This window comes from Mesorhizobium sp. ES1-6, from assembly GCF_020164775.1.
GTDB lineage: Bacteria > Pseudomonadota > Alphaproteobacteria > Rhizobiales > Rhizobiaceae > Mesorhizobium.
Genome location: NZ_JAIUGU010000011.1, coordinates 1 through 20,464 on the forward strand (window position 1 = coordinate 1; position 20,464 = coordinate 20,464).

General features: G+C 65.0%; 19 protein-coding genes. 12 read left to right on the forward strand and 7 right to left on the reverse strand.

Annotation, left to right across the window (positions count from 1 at the left end):
• Nucleotides 1-224: 224 nt before the first annotated feature.
• The 3 genes from LB564_RS23395 to LB564_RS23405 form a co-directional block, all read right to left on the reverse strand.
• Nucleotides 225-1,370, reverse strand: coding sequence for a KamA family radical SAM protein (locus LB564_RS23395; RefSeq protein ID WP_224541320.1), 1,146 nt, complete (start codon nucleotides 1,368-1,370; stop codon nucleotides 225-227).
• 248 nt (nucleotides 1,371-1,618) lie between these two features.
• A complete protein-coding gene (locus tag LB564_RS23400) occupies nucleotides 1,619-2,515 on the reverse strand; it encodes an NmrA family NAD(P)-binding protein (protein ID WP_224541322.1) in 897 nt (298 codons plus the stop codon).
• Nucleotides 2,512-2,709, reverse strand: a complete 198-nt coding sequence (locus LB564_RS23405; protein WP_224541323.1) for a DUF1127 domain-containing protein — start codon at nucleotides 2,707-2,709, stop codon at nucleotides 2,512-2,514. The genes LB564_RS23400 and LB564_RS23405 overlap by 4 nt, the downstream gene beginning before the upstream one ends.
• Nucleotides 2,710-2,920: 211 nt before the next feature.
• Here LB564_RS23405 and LB564_RS23410 point away from each other — a divergent pair, with 211 nt between their 5' ends.
• Nucleotides 2,921-3,847 carry a transcriptional regulator GcvA gene (locus LB564_RS23410; RefSeq protein ID WP_224541326.1) on the forward strand — a complete coding sequence of 309 codons (927 nt, stop codon included), beginning with the start codon at nucleotides 2,921-2,923 and terminating at the stop codon, nucleotides 3,845-3,847.
• Nucleotides 3,848-4,068: 221 nt separating this feature from the next.
• Here the strand turns inward: LB564_RS23410 and LB564_RS23415 are convergent, their stop codons facing one another.
• Nucleotides 4,069-4,281 (reverse strand): tautomerase family protein, encoded by a 213-nt coding sequence (locus LB564_RS23415; protein WP_140708767.1) that lies wholly within the window; start codon nucleotides 4,279-4,281, stop codon nucleotides 4,069-4,071.
• Between the two features lie 92 nt (nucleotides 4,282-4,373).
• Nucleotides 4,374-5,129 (reverse strand): SDR family oxidoreductase, encoded by a 756-nt coding sequence (locus LB564_RS23420; RefSeq protein WP_224541328.1) that lies wholly within the window; start codon nucleotides 5,127-5,129, stop codon nucleotides 4,374-4,376.
• 103 nt (nucleotides 5,130-5,232) lie between these two features.
• Between LB564_RS23420 and LB564_RS23425 the strand changes: the two genes are divergently transcribed.
• From LB564_RS23425 to LB564_RS23435, 3 genes are all read left to right on the forward strand, one after another.
• Nucleotides 5,233-6,126, forward strand: coding sequence for a LysR family transcriptional regulator (locus LB564_RS23425; RefSeq protein WP_224541330.1), 894 nt, complete (start codon nucleotides 5,233-5,235; stop codon nucleotides 6,124-6,126).
• A gap of 110 nt (nucleotides 6,127-6,236) precedes the next feature.
• Nucleotides 6,237-7,895, forward strand: coding sequence for an acyl-CoA synthetase (locus tag LB564_RS23430; RefSeq protein ID WP_224541332.1), 1,659 nt, complete (start codon nucleotides 6,237-6,239; stop codon nucleotides 7,893-7,895).
• Between the two features lie 43 nt (nucleotides 7,896-7,938).
• Entirely contained in the window at nucleotides 7,939-8,289 is a 351-nt protein-coding gene (locus LB564_RS23435) for a DUF2200 domain-containing protein (protein ID WP_224541334.1), read from the forward strand.
• Between the two features lie 65 nt (nucleotides 8,290-8,354).
• Here LB564_RS23435 and LB564_RS23440 read toward each other — a convergent pair whose 3' ends face one another.
• Nucleotides 8,355-9,245 (reverse strand): LysR family transcriptional regulator, encoded by an 891-nt coding sequence (locus LB564_RS23440; RefSeq protein WP_140708777.1) that lies wholly within the window; start codon nucleotides 9,243-9,245, stop codon nucleotides 8,355-8,357.
• 207 nt (nucleotides 9,246-9,452) lie between these two features.
• Between LB564_RS23440 and LB564_RS23445 the strand changes: the two genes are divergently transcribed.
• Both LB564_RS23445 and LB564_RS23450 read left to right on the forward strand, forming a co-directional pair.
• Nucleotides 9,453-10,382: a DMT family transporter gene (locus tag LB564_RS23445; protein ID WP_224541336.1), complete on the forward strand. Its 930-nt coding sequence runs from the start codon at nucleotides 9,453-9,455 to the stop codon at nucleotides 10,380-10,382.
• A 39-nt stretch (nucleotides 10,383-10,421) separates the two neighbouring features.
• A complete protein-coding gene (locus LB564_RS23450; protein WP_140708781.1) occupies nucleotides 10,422-11,144 on the forward strand; it encodes a haloacid dehalogenase type II in 723 nt (240 codons plus the stop codon).
• A gap of 22 nt (nucleotides 11,145-11,166) precedes the next feature.
• Here LB564_RS23450 and LB564_RS23455 read toward each other — a convergent pair whose 3' ends face one another.
• Nucleotides 11,167-13,215, reverse strand: a complete 2,049-nt coding sequence (locus tag LB564_RS23455) for an ABC transporter ATP-binding protein/permease (RefSeq protein WP_263491577.1) — start codon at nucleotides 13,213-13,215, stop codon at nucleotides 11,167-11,169.
• 126 nt (nucleotides 13,216-13,341) lie between these two features.
• On the opposite strand from LB564_RS23455, the gene LB564_RS23460 reads away from it, so the two are divergent.
• The 6 genes from LB564_RS23460 (at nucleotide 13,342) to LB564_RS23485 (ending at nucleotide 20,463) form a co-directional block, all read left to right on the forward strand.
• A complete protein-coding gene (locus LB564_RS23460; RefSeq protein WP_140708783.1) occupies nucleotides 13,342-14,220 on the forward strand; it encodes a hypothetical protein in 879 nt (292 codons plus the stop codon).
• A gap of 204 nt (nucleotides 14,221-14,424) precedes the next feature.
• A complete protein-coding gene (gene htpG / locus LB564_RS23465; protein WP_224541337.1) occupies nucleotides 14,425-16,317 on the forward strand; it encodes a molecular chaperone HtpG in 1,893 nt (630 codons plus the stop codon).
• A gap of 125 nt (nucleotides 16,318-16,442) precedes the next feature.
• Complete coding sequence (locus LB564_RS23470; protein ID WP_140708787.1) at nucleotides 16,443-17,321, forward strand: ABC transporter permease; 879 nt, start codon at nucleotides 16,443-16,445, stop codon at nucleotides 17,319-17,321.
• Nucleotides 17,322-17,334: 13 nt separating this feature from the next.
• On the forward strand, nucleotides 17,335-18,177 hold the full coding sequence (locus LB564_RS23475; protein ID WP_224541339.1) for an ABC transporter permease: 843 nt from the start codon (nucleotides 17,335-17,337) through the stop codon (nucleotides 18,175-18,177).
• Complete coding sequence (locus LB564_RS23480; protein WP_224541342.1) at nucleotides 18,174-19,316, forward strand: ABC transporter substrate-binding protein; 1,143 nt, start codon at nucleotides 18,174-18,176, stop codon at nucleotides 19,314-19,316. The genes LB564_RS23475 and LB564_RS23480 overlap by 4 nt, the downstream gene beginning before the upstream one ends.
• Nucleotides 19,309-20,463 (forward strand): ABC transporter ATP-binding protein, encoded by a 1,155-nt coding sequence (locus LB564_RS23485; RefSeq protein ID WP_224541344.1) that lies wholly within the window; start codon nucleotides 19,309-19,311, stop codon nucleotides 20,461-20,463. The genes LB564_RS23480 and LB564_RS23485 overlap by 8 nt, the downstream gene beginning before the upstream one ends.
• The last annotated feature ends 1 nt before the right edge of the window (nucleotide 20,464 follow it).

Below are 20,464 nucleotides of genomic sequence, written 5' to 3' on the forward strand. Positions count from 1 at the left end.
AAGCCGCCGAACCAAGTGGACCTCCCCAAATCAGATGGGCTTCCAATATGTATAATTTTCCCCGGACAGCCCTGCGTAAACGGGGCGAGAGGGCTGGCCGCAACGCCGGCGTCTTCTTGCAACGCTGGAGATTGGCGAAATCGCCGACGGTAGCGCCCCTCTCCCCGTCACTATACGGGGATATGACCAGTTGCCATGACGCTAGCAGGGGTAACATCTCAGCGTCATGAGCCGGCAGCCGGATTCTTCGAGGGCTGTTCTTCCCGAACGTCCACGATCTCCCGGTAGTCCCTCACCTCCCCATCCAGCCCGCGTATCAGCCAGCTCCGACCGTCCTGTCCCTCGATAGGACATGGTCCGAGCGGCACCTTCCCTCCCCCCTCCGGCAGGTCGATGACGTAGACCGGATTGCAGATCCCCGACAGGCGCGCGCGCAACGCTTCCACCAGCGCCTGGCCTTCGGCGATCGTGGTGCGCCGGTGGGCCATGCCGCGCGCGAGATCGCCATGGTGCAGGTAATAGGGTTTTATCCCGAGCCGGTACATCAGCTCGCGGCAGAGCTCCTCCAGCACCTCGACCGTATCGTTGACGCCTTTCAGCAGAACACTCTGGTTGAGCATCACGAACCCGGCCTGTCGCAAGGTGCGGCAGGTCGTTTCGGTGGCATCGGTGATCTCGCGCGCATGGTTGAAGTGGGTGACCACCGTCACCATCAGCCGGCCCTGCAGCGCCGCGACCAGCCCTGGCGTGATGCGCGAAGGCAGCGCCACCGGCACGCGGGTGTGGATGCGCAACAGCCGCACATGGGCAATAGTCTCTATGCGGGCGCGGATTTCGGAGAGTGCGTTATCCGGCAGCGACAGCGGATCGCCGCCGGTAAGGATCACCTCGCGGATTTCGGGGTGGCCCGCTATATAGGCCAGCGCCGGCTCCAGCGCCTCGCGCGTATAGCCACGGCCGATCGAGGTCAGCGATTCCTTACGGAAGCAGAACCGGCAATAGACCGCGCATTGATAGGTCGGGAACAACAGCACCCGGTCGGCATGGCGATGCGTCAGGCGCGGCACCGGGCTGAATTCATGGTCGGCGATCGGATCGCCAAGCTCGCCCTCGGCCTCTTCCAGTTCTTGCGGCGACGGGATCACCTGCGCCCGGATCGGATCGGCGGGATCGTTCCAGTCGATCAGGTCGAGATAGGTTTTCGGCGCGCGCACCTTGTGCAGCGTGGCGGCGGCTTGCGCGGCTTCGCGTTCGGCCGGCGACAGCGGCAGGGAAGCGAGGTCGCGCACATGGCGCACGCCGGCGCGGACATCGTCCTGCCAGGCGGTGTCGGGGGCGGTCGCGCGGGTGGCGTCTTTGAGATCGGTCATCGGGGTCTCGGGTTTTTGCCGCGGACCTATCGGCCGGATGGGCTGTCGGGTCAACCACTGGGCAAGCCAACCACGCCCGCCGCACTCTACGGCGCCCCCTCTGAGGGGGGAGATCGGATGTTGCGACGGCCTTCGCCAATCTCCAAAGTTAAATAGGGAATGCCGGCGCCCAAACTGCCAATCTCCCCACTTGAGGGGGAGATGTCCGGCAGGACAGAGGGGGGCGCCGTAGAGCGCCGCCCTTGCCTTCACACCCTCCGCCCACCCGCGCCGGCCATCGCCACAAAAGCGCTTTCGATCGTCTCGAACCTCAGCTCCGGATAAAGCGCCCCCGCCTCCGGGGTGGCCGTTTCGAGCGCGGTCTCGCCACGGATCCAGAATGCCCGCAGCAGTCCGAGCCCCGGAACCGCCGCGATCAGCGCCTCCAACTCCTCGGCGCTCATCTGCTTGACGCGCGGCGAGCGGCCGCTCACCCGGCGCCAAAGTTCGATCATCGCGCTTTGCGTGATCCTGTTTCGCGCAATACGGATTTCGCTGCGCACCGCATTGGGGTCCTCTAGCGCGCGCATCGTGACAGCCGCGATATCCCTCTCGCTGACAAACGTCGCCGGCACATTGCCTTTGCCATAGAGCGTCACCTCGTCCGGCGGCAGCGGCGACGAGCCGAAACGCGTCAGGTCGCCAAGCGTCGCCACCCAGGTCGAGAAGAAGCCGTTGGTGTAGATCACCGTATAGGGCAGATCAGCCTGCCTGACCGCGTCGAAGACGGCCCGCTTGATGTCGAGCGGTTCGATCGAGCCGGGTGGGGCGGCGGCAAAGTCGAGGCCGAAGCCGGCGGACGGCACATAGCGCGAGACGCCGGCATCCCTGACCGCGCGCACCAGCGTCATCTCGCTGGCCGAACCGACATGCACCGAACTGATGACGCGGTCGACCGAGCCGAGCGCGCGCACAAGGCTGCCATAGTCGTCGAGATCGCCAAGATGGATGGTGGCGCCCAATTCCTTGAGCGGGCGCACCCGCTCCTCATTGGCCGCCGTTGCCGGCCGCATTAGCACATGCAGGCTGTCGCCATTGCGCACGCTGGCCTTCGCCATCTCGCTGCCCAGAAGTCCCGTCGCGCCGATGATCAGGGTGCTGGTCAAATCGCCCTCCCATTGCCCAAAATTCCGTTGGCAAGAATGGAACCGTCCCAGTCGCGTTCGAGGCCGATGTCATGCAAACGGCGGTCGGAGAGCCTGGAAACCTGGCGCAGTGTGCGGCGGCGCTCGAAGGCTGCCGCGCTCCTCATGGCAAGGCCGCTCATCGCGCTGCCGATGGGTCGAAGGGTCAAGGTCATTGTCCGTCTCCTATTTCATTGGGCGCAAGCCTGCCGACGTCGCCCACCGGGCGAGCATGACGATTGCTCACACTTCTCTGGTCAGTTCAGCGCATCGATGAACCGGAAGTCCGGCATGGATGCTTGCTACGCCAGAATATTGGGCGGTTTCGGACTGGACGACAAACGACTCTTTGTGCAGGATTTGTGAGCAACACTCACAGGTCGAACCATGCCTCGCAGATTGCCGCCCCTCACCGCTCTGCCCGCCTTCGACGCGGCCGCCAGGCATTTGAGCTTCTCCAAGGCCGCCGAAGAACTCAACCTCACCCATGGCGCGGTCAGCCGCGCCATCCGCAACATCGAGGACAGGCTGGGTATCCAACTCTTCGATCGCGGCACACGCTCCGTGCGCCTGACCGCTGTCGGCGCTGCCTATGCGGTCGAGGTCGGCAAGGCGCTCGACCAGATCGCCGCCGCCACCATCGCCGCCACGCCCGACCGCTCGACCCGCATCCTCAGCGTCAGCACGTCGGACGGTTTCGCCGGCCGCTGGCTGGTGCCGAGACTGCATCGCTTCCATCGCGCCAATCCCGACATCGACGTGCGGCTGGCGACTTCGGGCGTGCTGGCCGATTTCGTCAGCGACGGCATCGACATATCCATCCGCTACGGCCGCGGCGGCTATACCGGGGTGACGGCGGAATTCCTCGCCGACGAGGAGGTCTTCCCCGTCTGCAGCCCGGAACTGCTGGAAGGCGAGCACCCGCTGCGGCAGCCCGGGGATCTGCGGCATCACAAGCTGATCCACGACGCCTTCCGCATCGACTGGGCGACCTGGCTCGGACAGGCCGGCGTCGAAGGCATCGACCCCAAACGCGGCGTGCGTTTCGATTCCGCCACCTTCGCCGTCGAGGCGGCCGTGCATGGCGAAGGCGTGCTGCTCGGCCGCAGCGCGCTGGTCTCGGCCGACCTCGCTTCCGGGCGGCTGGTACGGCCCTTCGACCTCGCGCTGAAATCAGCCGCCAGCTACTACGTCGTCTATCCGGAAGGCGCGTTGCGCCAGAAAAAAATCAAGGCATTCCGCGACTGGTTGTTCGCCGAGATCGCTACCGATTGGGTTGGCGTGCCCAAGAGCCAGGCGCCCGAAGCCACCTGAGCACATCCGGTTCCATCGATTGAACAGGCGTCGGCGACGGACGAGACAGGTGGACAGCCCAAAGCTGCCCACCCGGCCCCCGCCGCTAATGCATGTCGCCCCAAAAAGGGGCATCGGTATTTTCGGGAGCCGCCATGCATTGACGGCCCAGAGTGAACGCTGGCGCTCGCGGCGACCAGTCGTCATATGACGGTATCGCGCTTCACGAGGCCGGCTTCGGCCTACTCCCTGGCGCGGAAAGCCTCCGGTACGATGAAGACCTCGTCGGCGCGGCCATAGCCGCCGTCGGCGATTTCCTCCACCAGCACCATTGTGGTGGGCCGCACGCCTTCGCCGAAAAAGTCGACGAACATGGCTGTCGTGCGGTGGATGAGGTCTTCCTTCTGCGCCTTGGAGAGAGCGGCCTGCGGCATCTTGAAATTGGCGAATGGCATGGTCTTTTCCTGTTTCTGGAGGTTGGATTTCTGGGGTTTGGTTTCAGGTTTTGGGATGGAACGGATCGGCGGACGGCGGAGGCCCCGCCTCCTCAGATCACGCCGCCATTGGCGCGGATGATTTGCCCGTTGACCCAGCCACTGTCCGGCCCGGCCAGGAACGACACCACGCCGGCAATGTCGTCGGGCTGGCCGAGCCTGCCGAGCGGGACCATTTTTCCGATGGCCTCGATCTGCGCCGCGCTCTTGCCATCCGTGAACAGCGCCGTCTCGACCGGTCCGGGCGCCACGGCGTTGACGGTGATCCCGCGCGCGCCAAGCTCCTTGGCCAGGATGTGCGTCATCGCCTCGACCGCCGCCTTGGTGGCGGCATAGACGCCGTAACCCGGCTGGTAGAGGCCGACGACGCTGCTCGAAAAATTGACGATGCGGCCGCCGTCGCGCAGCCGCCGCGCGCCTTCGCGCATGCCGCGGAAGACCCCGCCGAGATTGATCGCGATTTGGGTGTCGAAGAAGGCGTCGTCGGCCTGCGCGATCGGCGAAAGCTTCATGATGCCGGCATTGTTGACCAGGATATCGATGCCGCCGAAGGCCTTTTCGCCGGCGTCGAAAAGGCTGGCGATGCCCGTGGGATCGGCGATGTCGGCCCGCACCGCGATCGCCTTGCCGCCATCGGCTTCGATGGCGCGCACCACGTCCTCGGCCTCCGCCTGTCCCCGCGCATAATTGACGACGACGGCGATGCCGTCACGCGCAAGCCGCCGCGCGATCGCCGCGCCGATGCCCTTAGAGGCGCCGGTCACGATCGCCGTTCTGGCTTGATCCGTACTTCTTTGGCCTGAAGTCATGGAAGTCTCTCCTTATCGTTGGCGAGACGGATATAGGCCAGTGCACTTTCCGGATAATCGGCCCTCAATTGACATCACTATTCGGAAAATGCGAACAAACCGCATGGATCGGCTCGACACGATGCGGCTCTTCGTCCGCGTGCTGGAGCGGCGCAGCTTCACCGCCGCCGCCGCCGATCTCGGCCTGCCGCGCTCGACCGCGACGGAAGCGATCCGGCGGCTGGAGGTGCATCTCGGGGCAAGGCTGCTGGAGCGCACGACGCGGCAGGTCAACGCCACCCAGGACGGCGAGGCCTATTATCAGCGCTGCCTGTCGATCCTGGCCGAGATCGAGGATGCCGAGGCTGCCTTCCGCGACGCCGAACCGTTCGGCCTGCTGCGCATCGATGCCAGCACGCTGCTCACCCGCACCTTCCTGCTGCCGCGCCTGCCGGAATTCCTCGAAAATTATCCCCGCATCGACCTGCAGATCGGCCAGAGCGACCGGCTGGTCGATCTCGTGCGCGAGGGCGTCGACTGCGTCATCCGCGTCGGCGAACCGCCCGACAGCGGCATGATCATGCGCCGCCTTGGCATGATCCGCGAGATGACTTGCGCCAGCCCCGCCTATCTCGCGCGCCACGGCACGCCAGCCTCCCCCGACGCGCTGGAGGGCCATCAGGCGATCGGCTTCGTCTCCTCGCGCACCGGCGAGGTGCTGCCCTTCGAATTCACCGTCGCCGGCAGGACCCGCGAGGTGAGGCTGCCCGGCCGCGTCGCCGCCAACAATTCCGACACCGCCGCCGACCTGGCGCGGCTCGGCCTCGGCCTCATCCAGGCGCCGCGCTATCGCTTCGAGAAGGATTTGGCCGAGGGCACGCTGGTCGAGGTGCTGGCCGACTACCCGCCATCGCCGACGCCGCTGTCGGCGCTCTACCCGCAGAACCGCCAGCTCTCGCCACGCCTGCGCGTCTTCCTCGACTGGGCGGCGCGCATCTTCGCCGAGGCGAACCTGTAGGCGACGGATGCAGATTGGCATCGATCGTTGCCCATCGGCGCGATCTGATGGCATTGTCGCCGCGACAGCGCGCCATGGGGAGAGATGGCGCGCCGCCAGGGAGGATTTTCATGACCACGACACAAGGCGGCTTGCCGCGCTATGAGGACGCTGTTTCGGGCTTCCGCATCGAGGATGAGATCGCCAGGCTCGACGGCGACCCGGCGACCGGCATCAACGCCTATGTCGAATGCTGCGGCCGCCACGCCGGCCAGAACCGGTTGGCGCTACGGGCGATCTCCGCGAGTGGCGAGCTCAACGAATTCAGCTTCGAGGATCTCAACGCCATGTCCGGCCGCGTCGGCAATCTGCTGAAGGAGTTGGGCGTCGGTCCGGGCGATGTCGTGGCCGCCATGCTGCCGCGCATCCCAGAACTGGTGGCGCTGATCCTCGGCGCCTGGCGCATCGGCGCCGTCTACCAGCCGCTGTTCACCGCCTTCGGCCCTAAGGCCATCGAGCATCGCCTCGGCTATAGCGGTGCAAAACTGGTGGTGACCAATCCGGCCAATCGCGCCAAGCTCGACGAGGTCGCCAACCCTCCGCAAATCGCCACCATCCTCGGCGCGGGCGAGACGCTGCCTGCGGGCGACATCGATTTCCGCGCCGCCCTTGCCGGTGCTTCGCCGGCCTGCGAACCGGTGATGCGCCGGGGCGAGGACCTGTTCATGATGATGTCGACCTCGGGCACCACAGGCCTGCCCAAGGGCGTGCCGGTGCCGCTCAGCGCTCTGCTCGCCTTCGGCGCCTACATGCGCGATGCGATCGGGCTGCGCCCCGACGATGTCTTCTGGAACATCGCCGATCCCGGTTGGGCCTACGGCCTCTATTACGCCATCACGGGCCCCCTGCTGCTCGGCATCGCCACCACCTTCAACGAGGGCGCCTTCACCGCCAAGAGCACCTATGACGTCATCGAGCGGCTCGGCGTCACCAGCCTTGCCGGCTCGCCCACCGCCTTCCGCCTGCTGCTCGCCGAGGGCCCCGAGGCCGCCGCGCGCGCAAAAGGCCGGCTGCGCGTGGTGAGCAGCGCCGGCGAGCCACTCAACCCTGAAGTGATCCGCTGGTTCGACGCCCATCTCGATGCGCCGATCCACGACCATTACGGCCAGACCGAGAACGGCATGATGGTCAACAACCATCACGGGCTTTCGCATCCTGTCCGCGCGGGCTCGGCCGGCTTTGCCATGCCGGGCTACCGCATGGTGGTGCTGGACGAGGCCGGCAGCGAGCTCGGCCCCAACCAGCCCGGCATCCTTGCCGTAGACATCGCCAACTCGCCGCTGCGCTGGTTCGGCGGCTACCATCAGGCCGAGACACCGGCGATATCGGGCGGCTACTACCGCACCGGCGACACGGTGGAATACGAGCCCGACGGCTCGGTCTCCTTCATCGGCCGCGCCGACGACGTCATCACCTCGTCCGGCTACCGCATCGGCCCCTTCGACGTCGAAAGCGCGCTGATCGAACACCCCGCCGTCACCGAGGCAGCCGTGGTCGGCGTGCCCGACCCGCAACGCACCGAAATCGTCAAGGCCTTCGTCATCCTGGCGCCGGCCTTCAACGGCAGCCCGGAACTCGCCGAGGAACTCGCCCAGCATGTCAGAAAGCGCCTCTCGGCCCACGCCTATCCCCGCGAGATCGACTTCGTGAGCGAGCTGCCGAAGACGCCGAGCGGGAAGATCCAGAGGTTTCTGCTCAGGAAGGCGGAGGTGGAGAAGCGGAAGGGGTGATGGGCGTGACGCCGCTTCTCGGCCCCAACAGTGAGGGCACTTCATGACGAAGCGTCGAATCTATTCCACAAGCTTCGCCAGCGTCTATCCGCACTATGTCGCCAAGGCGCAAAGGAAAGGACGCACCAGAGCCGAGGTCGATGAGATCATCCGCTGGCTAACGGGTTACACCGAGAAGGAACTCGACGCCGAACTGGAGAAGAAAACCAGCTTCGAGGATTTCTTTGGTCAGGCCTCTCGACTGAATCCTTTGCGGAATTTGATTACAGGCGTGGTCTGCGGCGTGCGCGTGGAAGACATTGAGGATCCGCTGATGAAGGAAATTCGCTACCTAGATAAGCTGATCGACGAGCTTGCGAAGGGGAAAGCGATGGAGAAGATACTCCGGAAATAAGGCGAGAGGTCGAGCGCGCGATATCATTGACCGAGCGCATGAGCGCACGCGCTGATCGCGCGCCCTCACCCCACCATCTGCAGCGTCCCCTGGCGCCGCACCTCGGCTTCTATCTCCTTCACCAGCGTCTCCAGCGCGGGGTTGCGGGCGTTGCGGGCGCGGCGGATGACGTAGGCTAGGTCAGGAGGCTTGGGGAAATTCTTGTCGGCGATCTCCATGCCGGGCTGCAGATGGCGCTGGCTGAGCAGCGCGACGCCGAGGCCGGAGGTCACGCCGGCGATGATGCCGGCGGCACTCGAACATTCGAACACGATCTCGAACACCGTTCCCTCGTCCTGGCCGAGATCGAGGCCCCAGCGGCGATAGAAGCAGTTCTCGTCGAAGGACAGGAACGGCACCGGGTCGCCTTTCGCCAGGATCAGTTCGGGCGACTTCACCCAATGCAGGCTCTCGCGAAAGAGCAGGACGTCGGTCGGGCGGACCTCGTGCTGGAACACCTGGATGATGGCCGCGTCGAGCGCGCCTTCGCCCAGCAGCTTCTGCAAGGCGAGGCTCATGCGCACTTGCGTGCGCACGCTCACTTCGGGGTAGAGCCGGCGAAACCGGCCAAGGATGCGCGACAGGTCGGTGCAGGTCGTGTCCTCGGTCATCCCCAGCGCGATCTTGCCCTGCAGCGTGCTTTTCGACAGGCTCAGGATCGCCTCGTCATGGATGCCCAGGATGCGCCTTGCATAGCCCAAGAGATCCTGCCCTGAGCTGGTGAACATCGGCGCATTGGCCTTGCGGCTGAGGATTTCGCAGTCGAGGCTCGTCTCCAGCCGCCGGATCTTGTGGCTGACGGCCGACTGCGACAGGCCCAGCATCTCGGCCGCGCGGGTGACGCCGCCATGTTTCTCGATCGCCACCATCGCCCGCAAGGCATCGACATCCAGGCGGCGGCTCATCACTCCAGCCATGACAATCCTCGTTCGAAAAGACGTGCTGGTCCAGTTCCTTGCGCGGAACCGGCTCCAAGGCAAATTCATATGTCAGCTTTCGTGGCTATTTCATGAGTTCATCGAAATTTGTCATGTGCAAAAACAGGCCTGCCGCCATAAATCCTCAGCTCGGATCGGCCACGATCCGCCTAGCGCGGATCGGCGCCGCTGCAACGAAGAGACCGCATGATGCACCCTCTACCCCATCGCCTGGTCTGGCCACTGCTGGCGACCGCGCTGGTCGTCAGCTGGAGTTCCGGCTTTGTCGGCATCCGCTACGCCAGCGAGAACGCTGACGTCATGCTGGTGCTGTTCTGGCGGACCTTGATGTCGGGACTGGTCCTGCTGCCCTTCGCGCTCATGGTCGGGCCGCGCATCGGCGCAGGCGCCCTGGTGCAACAGATGGCGTTCGGCGTGGCGATGATGTTCCTCTATCTCGGCGGCTTCGCGCTTGCCATCGGCCAGCGCGTGCCGACCGGCCTCGTCGCACTGATCTCCGACCTCGTCCCGCTCGCCATTGCGGCACTGTCGCAGCCCGTTCTCGGCCACCGACTGACATCGAGGCAATGGACCGGAACGGCGCTCGGGGTGGCCGGCGTGCTGATCGTCTCGCTGAACAGCCTCAGCCTCGGCAGCGCGCCCGCCTGGGCCTACATGGTGACCATCGCTTCGATGATGGTTTTCGCGCTCGCGACCGTACTGCAGAAGCGGATGGGGACGATCGACATGCCCATCCACCAAAGCCTGTGCATCCAATGCCTGACAGCGTCGATCTTCTTTGCCGCCTGCGCCGGGTGGAATGGCGGGCTAATGCCGCCGCTCGATGGCCGTTTCGAGTTCGGCATCGCCTGGCTGGTGCTGTTTTCGACCTTCTTCTGCTACGGCGTCTACTATGTCAGCCTGCGCCTCCATAGCGCAGCGCAGGTCAGCAGCGTCATCTATCTTAGCCCGCCGGTGACGATGCTGTGGGCCTGGCTGCTGTTCGGCGAGCCGCTTTCATGGGCGATGGTCCTCGGCCTCGCGGTGACGCTGTTCGGCGTCTGGCTGACATCCTCGCGCGGCACTGCATCCAGGGGCGAGGCAGGTTTGCGGCCGGTCGGGCAACCGGCCGATTGATCGCGATCCGCGCAAACACCACCCCAAAGGAGTGATTCCATGAAGCTGACTGATTTCAAGGCCCTGACCTTCGACTGCTACGGCACGCTGATCGATTGGGAATCCGGCATGATCGAAGCCCTGAAGCCGCTGACCCAGCGGGTTGGCGGCGCCTTGAGCCGCGACGAGGTCCTGCAGGCGCATGCAAGGCATGAATCCAGCCAGCAGAACTGGACGCCGCAAAAACGCTACAGCGACCTTCTGGCTGTCGTCTACAAGCGGCTGGCCGAGGAATGGGGCGTCGTGGCCACGCCGGAAGAGTGCATCGCCTATGGCCAGAGCGTGAAGGACTGGCCGGCCTTTGCCGACACCGCCGCCGCCCTGCAATATCTGAAGCAGCACTACAAGCTCGCCATCCTCTCCAATGTCGACAATACAAGCTTCTCCTTCAGCAACAGGAAGCTCGGCGTCGATTTCGACGCGGTCTACACGGCCGAGGATATCGGCTCCTACAAGCCGTCGCCCCGGAATTTCGACTATATGCTGGAAAAGCTGGCGACGCTCGGAATCAGCGGCAAGGAGGTCCTGCACACGGCCGAAAGCCTGTTCCACGATCATGCCGTCACCAATGGCCTCGGCCTTAAATCATGCTGGATCCAGCGCCGGCACGCCGATCAGGGTTTTGGCGCCACCATGCATCCCGGCGACATGCCGAAGGTGGACTTCCGCTTCGACAGCATGGCCGACCTGGTGGAGGCGCACAGGGCAGAGGTGCGCGCCTGATTGACCATCCGCAGCGGGGACGTCAGTCCTTTTTGTGGGCGCGATCGAGCGGCTTTCCGGCCGAGGCGCCGGAACCCCACAAGGCGCGGCCGAGCAAGCCCCTGCGTTTGCGCGGGGCGAGATCGATATCGCTGACCAGCTTGGCGCCGCCCTTGCGCCGCTCGAGCGTGATCTTGCGGCTGTGAAAAGCCTCCAGCTCGGCCCGGTGCGCCACGCTGACGATGGTGACATCGGGCAATTCATGGATGATGGTCTCCATCATCTTTTCCTGGCTCTTCTCGTCGAGCGCCGCCGTCGCCTCATCCAGCACGATGATGTCGGGCGCGTGCAGGAGGAGCCGCGCGAAGGCCAGCCGCTGCTTCTCGCCGCCCGACAGGGTCTGGTCCCATGGCGCGTCTTCGTCGATCCTGTCGCCGAGATGACCGAGCCCGACCTTGTCGAGGGCAGCCTTGATCTGCGCGACCGTCCAGTCGTCGGCCGCACCGGGATAGGCCGCCGCCCGGCGCAGCGTGCCCGCGGGAATGTAGGGACGCTGCGGCAGCATGAACATGCGCTTTCCCGGGTGGAAATCGACGCTGCCGCCGCCCCACGGCCACAGGCCCGCTATCGCCCGCACCAGCGTGCTCTTGCCCGAGCCGGATTCGCCCGCCACCAGCAGCCGCTCGCCCGGCTGGATCACGACCTCTGTCTCCTTGACCACGGCGGTGCCGTCATCGAGCGACACCGAGAGGTTGTTGAGGCTCAACATCGTATTGTCCTTGGTCTCGCCGCGATTGATGCGGCCGAGCGCGTCGCTCTCTTCGGCGCGTTCGAGCCCGTCGAGCGACATCATCAGCGAGGCGATGCGCCGTGCCGAGGCGTTCCAGTCGGCGAGCCGCGGATAATTGTCGACCAGCCATCCGAACGCCCCCTGCACTATGGCAAAGGCGGACGCCGCCTGCATGACCTGGCCCAGCGACATCGAGCCGTCGAGGAATTTCGGCGCACACAACAGCACCGGCACGACGGGCGCGAACAGGCTCGACCCCTGCGACACCAGCGCCGTGCGCATGTGCTGGCCGGCAAGCTTCGCCCACCGCCCCAGCACGCCGGCGAAGGTCCTGTCGATACCGCTGCGCTCTTCCTCCTCGCCGCCGAGCAAGGCGATGCTCTCGCCGTTTTCGCGCACGCGTGTCAGCGTGTAGCGGAATTCCGCTTCCGCCTGGTTCTTCTGCTCGGAGAGTTCGACGAAATGCCGGCCGATGACCACCATCGAGGTGGAGGTGATGGCGGCATAGATGACCGCGGTGATGACGAGGAAACCTGGAATGGTGACGGTCGAGCCGCCGATCGTCAGCGTCAGCGCGCCGCCGATCGTCCACAGCACGACGATGAAGGTCGATGCCGCCAGGAAGGCGTTGAGGACGCCGGAAACGAAATCGACCGGCGATTCGGTGGCGATCCGCAGATCTTCGGCGATTCGGGCTTCGGGATTCTGGTGATCGCCGCCGACGAGATTGAGCTGGTAGTAGCGGCCGTTGGTGAGCCAGCGGCCGATGACGGACGTGGTGAGCCAGGAGCGCCAGCGGCGTTGGATCGTCATGCGCAGATAGACCTGCGCGACGACCAGACTGGCGCTGCCGAGCACCAGCGGCACGAACACGGCGCTCAGGAAATAGACGTTCGGCGCATTGCGCTGCTCGATGGCGTCGAAGATCGAGCGGTTCCAGACATTGATCCCGTACTGGAAGCCGACATTGACACAGATCAGGATCAGGAGCGCGATCGTGCACGGCCAGGCGAGCTTGTCGCCGCGCCGGCTCCAATAGCCGCGCGCGCTGATCCAGAACCGCTTCAAGAGGTATTTCTTGCGCGCCTGCTCTGCCTGTTCGGGGCTCAGCTGCGGATCGGGTTCGACGGCCTCCGGCGGGGGCGCGTCCTCGCCGACGACCTCTGACGCGGCCTCGACATCAGGTGCCTTCTCCCGGCGGGGCTTCCTGGCACCGTTTGGTTTGGCGCCGCCGACCGGCTTCGGTTTGGATTTGATGTCTGCCACAACCGCCATAACGGCCTGGATATCGGAAGGTTTCATTGTGACGGCTCGCCACCGTGCCAAAGCTGTCCTGGTGCCTCGATATCCGACCGCCTCGGCCCGCCTTCACCGCCGCACAATCGCCACCAAGCCACGCGAAGAGCTTGTAAAAACGGAGGTTCGACGATGCGTCTGGTCTGGACTTTGGCGTTCGCGCTGGCGAGCGGTGCGGCCTGTGCCGCTTCACCGGAGGACGAGTACATCGCCGCGCGCGACAAGGCGATATCAGCCATAGCCGCGATGGAAAGCGCCAACGCTCCCGTCGAAACGCTCGATGCGGCCAATGAAAAGGCCCGCGCCGATCTCGAACAGCGCCTTTCGGCGCTTCTGGGGCCTTTCACGGTCAAGGGTTTTCCGGCGGCCGGCACGATCAACATCGAAAGCCTCAGTTCCTCCGATGTCGGCTTCGGCATGCTGGACGGGCTGCGTCACGGCACCGAGGACGGCCCCAGCATCGTGGCCTCGACACGCGGGCTGGTCGAACGCTGGCTGCAATCGCGCGCCGCCGAGACCGACGCCGATCTCAAACTGCCGACCAGCTTTGACGCAGCGCTGAAGCTCGACGCCTTCTACACCCAGGCCATCGGCAGCGACGCTGCGTTCACCGGCACGCTAGACTTCAAGCTGAAGACGCCCGACGGCGCCGACATGACGATCGCCCGCCTCGGCGGCTGGGCCCAGGATGTCGGCCCGAATTACGACCAGGAAATCGTCGTCACCCTGGTCAAGGGCGACAGCGTCATGATCGCCGAGGCGCCCGCGACGGTCCCCAAGATCGCCGCCTGCGACGCGGTCTGGACCGCCGCAGACGCCGCCGCCCAGAAACTGGTCAAGCAGGCCACCGACGACAGCGAAGACAACACATCCGATGCCGCCGACGCCGCCTGGGCAAAAGGCGACAGCGACTTCCGCGCCTGCATGGCCAAGACCCTGCCCGATACCCCGGTCTTCCCCGCCCTGCTCACCCAGGCGCAGGCGCTCGCCGACAAGATGGCTGGGAAGTAGGGCGCGACGCAGACGCTGCCAATCTCCCCCCTCGTGGGGGAGATTGGCTGTTTCGCCGATTCCGCCCTTGCGGCCTCCGCACTCCATCACGATATTGTCGTCGCGCCGGCACCCGCCGAGTTGCCGACGCAATTGAAAATGGTTGAAGGAAGTCCTGGACGCGCCACGGCGCGGCGGGCGGGTGAAAAGCGTGGGAAACCTGGAATGACGACAGACACAAAAGCGACGGAAACCAAGGCATTCGAGGCGGATGTTTCGCGGCTGCTGCACATGATGGTGCACTCGGTCTACTCCGACAAGGACGTCTTCCTGCGCGAGCTGATTTCCAACGCCGCCGACGCCTGCGAAAAGCTGCGCTTCGAAGCCGTCAGCCGCCCCGAATTGCTGGCCGACGATCCGAAGCCGCGCATTTCGATTTCCGCCGACGCGGACAACAAGCAGATCACCGTCGAGGACAACGGCATCGGCATGAGCCGCGACGACATGACCGAGGCGCTGGGCACCATCGCGCGCTCGGGCACGCGCGCCTTCATCGAGCGCGTCGGCGCCGGCAATGCCAGCGAGGACACGCAGCTTATCGGCCAGTTCGGCGTCGGCTTCTACTCGGCCTTCATGGTCGCGGACCGCGTCGACGTCATCAGCCGCCTGGCGGGAAGCGACGAGGCCTGGCGCTGGTCGTCCGACGGCAAGGGTTCCTATGAGATCGCGCCGGCGCCGCTGGAAGCCGCTCCGAAGCGCGGCACCCGCGTCGTGCTGCATCTGATGGACGACGCCGTGTCCTACACCGGCTCCTACCGGCTCGAGCAGCTGGCCAAGTCGCAGTCGGGGCACGTGCCGGTGCCGATCACGCTCATCGAGAAACCCGGCGCCGAGGCGCGCGACATCGCCGATGGCACGGCCCTCTGGGTCAGGCCGAAGAGCGAGATCAAGCCCGAGGAATACACCGATTTCTATCGCGGCCTCGCCGGCCAGTATGACGAGCCGGCCGCCACCATCCATTTCCGCGCCGAAGGCAGGCAGGAATACTCGGTGCTGGCCTTCGTGCCCGGCTCGCGTCCGTTCGATCTCTTCGACCAGGACCGCAACGGCCGCATCAAGCTCTATGTGCGCCGCGTCTTCATCACCGACGAGGCCGAGCTTCTGCCGCGCTACCTGCGCTTCATGCGCGGGCTGGTCGATTCCGCCGACCTGCCGCTCAACGTCTCGCGCGAGATGATCCAGGAAAGCCCGCTGCTGGCCGCGATCCGCAAGGGCCTGACCAACCGCGTGCTCGGCGATCTCGCCAAGCTGGCGGAGAACGAGGCCGAGGCCTATGCGAAAATCTGGGAGAATTTCGGCGTCGTCCTGAAGGAAGGCCTCTACGAGGACCATGAGCGCCGCGAGCAGCTCTTGAAGCTAGCCCGCTTCCGCTCGACGGCCTCGGGCGAAGGCTGGCGCGGCCTTGCCGACTATGTCGCCGCGATGAAGGAAGGGCAGAAGGCGATCTTCTTCATGGCCGGCGACGACCGCGCCCGGCTCGAAGCCTCGCCGCAGCTCGAAGGGTTCAAGGCGCGCGGCATCGAAGTGCTGCTGCTCACCGACCCGGTCGACAGTTTTTGGACGTCGATGGCGCCGGAGTTCGACGGCAAGCCGTTCAAGTCGGTGACGCAAGGCGTGGCCGAACTCTCCGACATTCCCCTGCTTGACGATGCCAGGAAGCCGGACACGGCGGCGACGCCCGAAGTCGACAGCTTCCTGGCCTTCGTCAAGGCGGTGCTTGGCGACGCCGTGTCGGATGTAAAACCTTCCGACCGGCTGACCGAAAGCGCGGTCTGCCTGGTGGCGCCCGAACACGGACCGGACCGCCAGTTCGAGCGGCTGCTCAATGCCGCCGGACGCCTCGACAAGACGGCCAAGCCGATCCTCGAAATCAACCCCCGCCACGAGCGCGTGCTGGCGCTCGCCAGCCTCGGCGACGACGAGCAGGCCTTCAAGGACGATGCCGCCCACCTTCTCTACGACGAGGCGCGCGTGCTCGACGGCGACAAGCCGGCCGACGCCCGGGCGTTCTCGGAGCGCCTGGCGCGGCTGATCGCGAGGGGAATTTCGAAAGGCTAAGCTGGCGCCGCCCAACAGTCCTTCGATGCTGGCTCAATCGCCAGCTGTAGACATCGGGCCTCCAATCACCCACTCTTGATCCCGGGAACAAAACAGGCGCTTCAAAGAAAGCGCACCGGGTGCTCATGAAACGACGATGGACATTGTATGATCCACGGCTGGCCTGGATGCTGGTCGCGCCGGTGCTCCTGCTGCTGATCTTCTTCCTGGTGCTGCCGATCGCCGTGATGGCCGGCTATACGTTCTTCACCTTCGTCACCGCCGGCGTGGAAACCAGCGCGCTGACGACCGCGAACTGGCACGAATTCCTCACCGACAGCTATTATTCCGGCTTCCTTGTGAAGACGCTGCGGGTCGGCGCGATCACGGCGCTGCTGTGCGGGGTGCTCGGCTATTTCCCCGCCTATTTCATCTGGGCCACCACCTTCAAGCACAAATGGCTGCTCTTGCTTTTGCTGATCGTGCCGTTCTGGATCAGCTTCACCATCCGCACCTTCTCCTGGATCAACATCCTGGGCGAACAGGGCGTCATCAACGTCGCGCTGCTCAAAATGGGCATCATCCATGAGCCGCTGCAGATGCTCTACAATGAAGGCGCGGTCATACTGGGCATGCTGCACTTCCTGCTGCCCTACATGATCCTCAACGTCTATGTCAGCCTGGAGAGCATTGATCGCACGTTGATTTCGGCGGCCCGCTCGATGGGCTGCACGAGCGCGCAGGCGTTCCGCGAGGTGACGCTGCCGTTGTCGCTGCCCGGCCTGGCGGCGGGGTTGCTGCTCTGCTTCGTGCTGGCCGCCGGCAGCTATGTGACGCCGCAGCTCCTCGGCTCGGGCCGCGACGCGCTGTTCGGCAATTTGATCTACGACACCATCATGGGCGAGCTGAACTGGCCGATGGGCGCCACGCTTTCGATCGTGCTATTCGTCGTGCTCGGCTTCTTCGCCGCCGTCTACACGCGCTACATGGGCATGTCGCAGATCGTCAAAGGGCTTGGTGGATGACGGGACTGGGTGGATGAGCGGGACCCGTCGCAAGCAGGAAGGCAGATGGGCCTGGCGGCTGACCGGCTTCGTCACGGTCTGCGTCTACATCTTCATGTTCGCGCCGATCGTGGCGACGGTGATCCTGTCGTTCAACGCCTCGATGTTCGGCGGCTTCCCGATGACCGGCTTCAGCCTGCAATGGTACGGCAAGCTGATGGCCAACGAGGCGGTGCTGGCCGCCTTCCGCACGTCCTTGTGGATCGCATTGGTCACCGCCCTCGTCACCACCGCCATCGGCGTCACCACTGCGTTTGCCCTGGTGCGCTTCGATTTTCGCGGCAAGCAGGCGCTGAGCACGCTGGTGATCCTGCCGGCGCTGGTGCCCGAAACAATCCTTGGCGTCGGCCTGCTGGTGCTGATCAAGGCGGTCGACCAGCCAAGGACCATGCTGCTTCTGGTGCTCGGCCATATCCTGCTTGCCATGCCCTATGTCGTGCTGATCGCCCAGGCGCGCATGATCGGCATCCGGCGCGTCTACGAGGAGGCGGCGCTGTCGCTCGGCGCCTCAAGGGTCTCGTCCTTCCGCGAGATCACGCTGCCGCTGCTCATCCCGGCAGTGGTCGGCGGCGCGCTGCTCGCCTTCACCATCTCGTTCGACAACACCTCGGCCAGCCTGTTCTGGCGGCCGGCCGGCGTCGAGACCATGCCGACCCAGATCCTTTCCATGCTCAAGATCTCGATCAGCCCGGAAATCAACGCGCTCGGCACCGTGATGATCCTGGTGACCGTCGGCATCCCGCTGATCGGCGGCCTGATTCTGCAAAGCCTGACGAAACTGAGAAGACGTGGCGAACCAAAGGAGGATACACAATGAAACTCACCACCACGAAGCGGCTGGAACGGCTGCATGACCGATATGCCAATGGCGATTTGAGCCGCCGCACTTTCCTGACGCTGACCGCCGCCGCGGCGGCATCGGCCGGCCTTTCCATGCCATGGATGGGCCGGGCGCTCGCCGCGGTCCAGGAGGTTCGCTTCGACGGTTGGGGCGGCACGGTGCAGGACGCGATCGACAAGTTCGCCTTCCAGCCCTACACGACCAAGACCAAGATCAAGGTGGTCCAGGGCACGTTCGGCGACGAGGACGAGATCATCACCAAGATCAAGACCGCCAAGCCCGGCGACTACCAGGTGATCCATTCCTCCGGCGTCAACTACTACATCAAATATGTGAACGCCGGCCTGACCTCGGAGATCAACGAGGCCAACATTCCCAACATGGCCAATGTGCTGCAGCCGATGATCGAGCCGTTCCGCAAGCTGACGCCAAAGCTTTCGGCCGTGCCTTACGACTACGGCACGACCGGCATCGCCTACAACACCAAGGTGATCTCGCCCGAGGAAGCCAAGGAAAAGGGCGCCGGGCTACTGCTCGACAAGAAATATGCCGGCAAGGTCGGCGGTTATTCCGACATGACGACGCGCGTCTGGTACGCGGCGCTCGCCACCGGGCAGGACCCCAACAATCTCAAGGACATGGACGCCATCTGGGCCAAGGTGCGCGAGACGCGCGACCTCGCCAAGAAGTTCTGGAGCTCCGGCGCGGAGCTGATGGACCTGCTTTCCAAGGGCGAGATCGTGGTGACCGATGCCTGGTCGGGCCGCGTCGCCGCGCTGCAGGACCAGGGCCATCCGATCGGCTATCTCGATCCGGCCGGCTCCTATGCCTGGATGGAGGACATGCTGATCCTGAAGGGCTCGCCCATGGCCGAGTGCGAGGAACTCATCAACTTCATGCTCGACCCGGCGACCTCGATCGCGGTTGCCGAGGGCCAGAGCTATCCGCCGTCGCTCGACCCCAACAAGGTCAAGCTGACCGAGAAGATCGAGAAGCTGCCGGCATTCGACAAGTCGGGCACGATGAAGTCGCTGACCTTCGCCGATCCGACCTACTGGGCGACCAACGAGGACGCCTGGACCAAGCAGTGGAACAGGATCTCCAAAGGTGCCTGACAGCCAGGGCACGACACTCCATCCCCGGCCTGTGCTGGCCGGGGCAGCCGGCGCTAGCGCGGCCGCCGAGGCAGACAGCCCGGCGGTCGAGTTCCGCGACATCGACATCGCCTACGGCAAGTTCGTCGCGGTGCGCGATTTCTCGCTGTCGATCCGCAAGGGCAGCTTCGTCACCCTGCTCGGGCCCTCGGGCTGCGGCAAGACCACGATCCTGCGCTCCATCGCCGGCCTGGTCGACATTTCGGACGGCCAGATCATGATCGACGGGCGGCGGGTCGATGACATCCCGATCTACAAGCGCAACATCGGGCTGGTCTTCCAGAGCTACGCGCTGTTCCCGCACAAGAACGTGTTCGACAACGTCGCCTTCGGCCTGAAATACCGCAACGTGCCGAAGCCCGAGATCACCCGCAAGGTCGGCAAGGCGCTGGAAATGGTGCGGCTGCCGGGCAGCGAGAAGAAGCTGCCGTCGCAGCTGTCTGGCGGTCAGCAGCAGCGCATCGCGCTTGCCCGCGCCATCGTCTTCGAGCCGCAGGTGCTGCTGCTGGACGAGCCGCTATCGGCGCTGGACGCCAACATGCGCGAGGAGATGCGCGTCGAGATCAAGAAGATCCAGAAGGAAACCGGCATCACCGCCATCTTCGTCACCCACGACCAGGAGGAAGCGCTCTCCATGTCGGATCGCATCGTGGTGATGAACGCCGGCGCCGTGGAGCAGATCGGAACCCCACAGGAAGTCTATGACACGCCGGCCACGGCCTTCGTCGCCGACTTCCTCGGCAAGGCCAACATGCTTGCCGGGACCGTGAGCAGGTCCGGCCAGGCGGTGGTGCTTGCCAGCGGCCAGACCATCACGGTGGCCTCTTCAAGGCCGCTTGCCGAAGGCAGCAAGGTCACCGTCGTGGTGCGGCCGCAGAAATTTTCGGTCGGTGCGGCGGTGAGTGCCAACCGTCTGTCCGGCCGCGTCGTCTCGGCCTCCTATCTGGGCGGCAGCGCAATCTACGAGATCGACATCGGCGGCAAGACCCACCTCCGCGTCAACGCGCCGATCGCTGGCCACGTGCTTCGCGAAGGCGAGGCGATCGACCTTGGCTTCGACCCCGAGGGCTCCGTTCTGCTTGATGAGGATGGTCGGCGGATTTCCTAGG

Bases quoted from the DNA above. Each gene is read 5' to 3' on its own strand.
- LB564_RS23395 (WP_224541320.1), bottom strand. From the start codon at position 1,370: ATGACCGATCTCAAAGACGCCACCCGCGCGACCGCCCCCGACACCGCC.
- LB564_RS23405 (WP_224541323.1), bottom strand. From the start codon at position 2,709: ATGACCTTGACCCTTCGACCCATCGGCAGCGCGATGAGCGGCCTTGCC.
- LB564_RS23410 (WP_224541326.1), top strand. From the start codon at position 2,921: ATGCCTCGCAGATTGCCGCCCCTCACCGCTCTGCCCGCCTTCGACGCG.
- LB564_RS23415 (WP_140708767.1), bottom strand. From the start codon at position 4,281: ATGCCATTCGCCAATTTCAAGATGCCGCAGGCCGCTCTCTCCAAGGCG.
- LB564_RS23420 (WP_224541328.1), bottom strand. From the start codon at position 5,129: ATGACTTCAGGCCAAAGAAGTACGGATCAAGCCAGAACGGCGATCGTG.
- LB564_RS23425 (WP_224541330.1), top strand. From the start codon at position 5,233: ATGGATCGGCTCGACACGATGCGGCTCTTCGTCCGCGTGCTGGAGCGG.
- LB564_RS23430 (WP_224541332.1), top strand. From the start codon at position 6,237: ATGACCACGACACAAGGCGGCTTGCCGCGCTATGAGGACGCTGTTTCG.
- LB564_RS23435 (WP_224541334.1), top strand. From the start codon at position 7,939: ATGACGAAGCGTCGAATCTATTCCACAAGCTTCGCCAGCGTCTATCCG.
- LB564_RS23440 (WP_140708777.1), bottom strand. From the start codon at position 9,245: ATGGCTGGAGTGATGAGCCGCCGCCTGGATGTCGATGCCTTGCGGGCG.
- LB564_RS23445 (WP_224541336.1), top strand. From the start codon at position 9,453: ATGATGCACCCTCTACCCCATCGCCTGGTCTGGCCACTGCTGGCGACC.
- LB564_RS23450 (WP_140708781.1), top strand. From the start codon at position 10,422: ATGAAGCTGACTGATTTCAAGGCCCTGACCTTCGACTGCTACGGCACG.
- LB564_RS23455 (WP_263491577.1), bottom strand. From the start codon at position 13,215: ATGAAACCTTCCGATATCCAGGCCGTTATGGCGGTTGTGGCAGACATC.
- LB564_RS23460 (WP_140708783.1), top strand. From the start codon at position 13,342: ATGCGTCTGGTCTGGACTTTGGCGTTCGCGCTGGCGAGCGGTGCGGCC.
- htpG (WP_224541337.1), top strand. From the start codon at position 14,425: ATGACGACAGACACAAAAGCGACGGAAACCAAGGCATTCGAGGCGGAT.
- LB564_RS23470 (WP_140708787.1), top strand. From the start codon at position 16,443: ATGAAACGACGATGGACATTGTATGATCCACGGCTGGCCTGGATGCTG.
- LB564_RS23475 (WP_224541339.1), top strand. From the start codon at position 17,335: ATGAGCGGGACCCGTCGCAAGCAGGAAGGCAGATGGGCCTGGCGGCTG.
- LB564_RS23480 (WP_224541342.1), top strand. From the start codon at position 18,174: ATGAAACTCACCACCACGAAGCGGCTGGAACGGCTGCATGACCGATAT.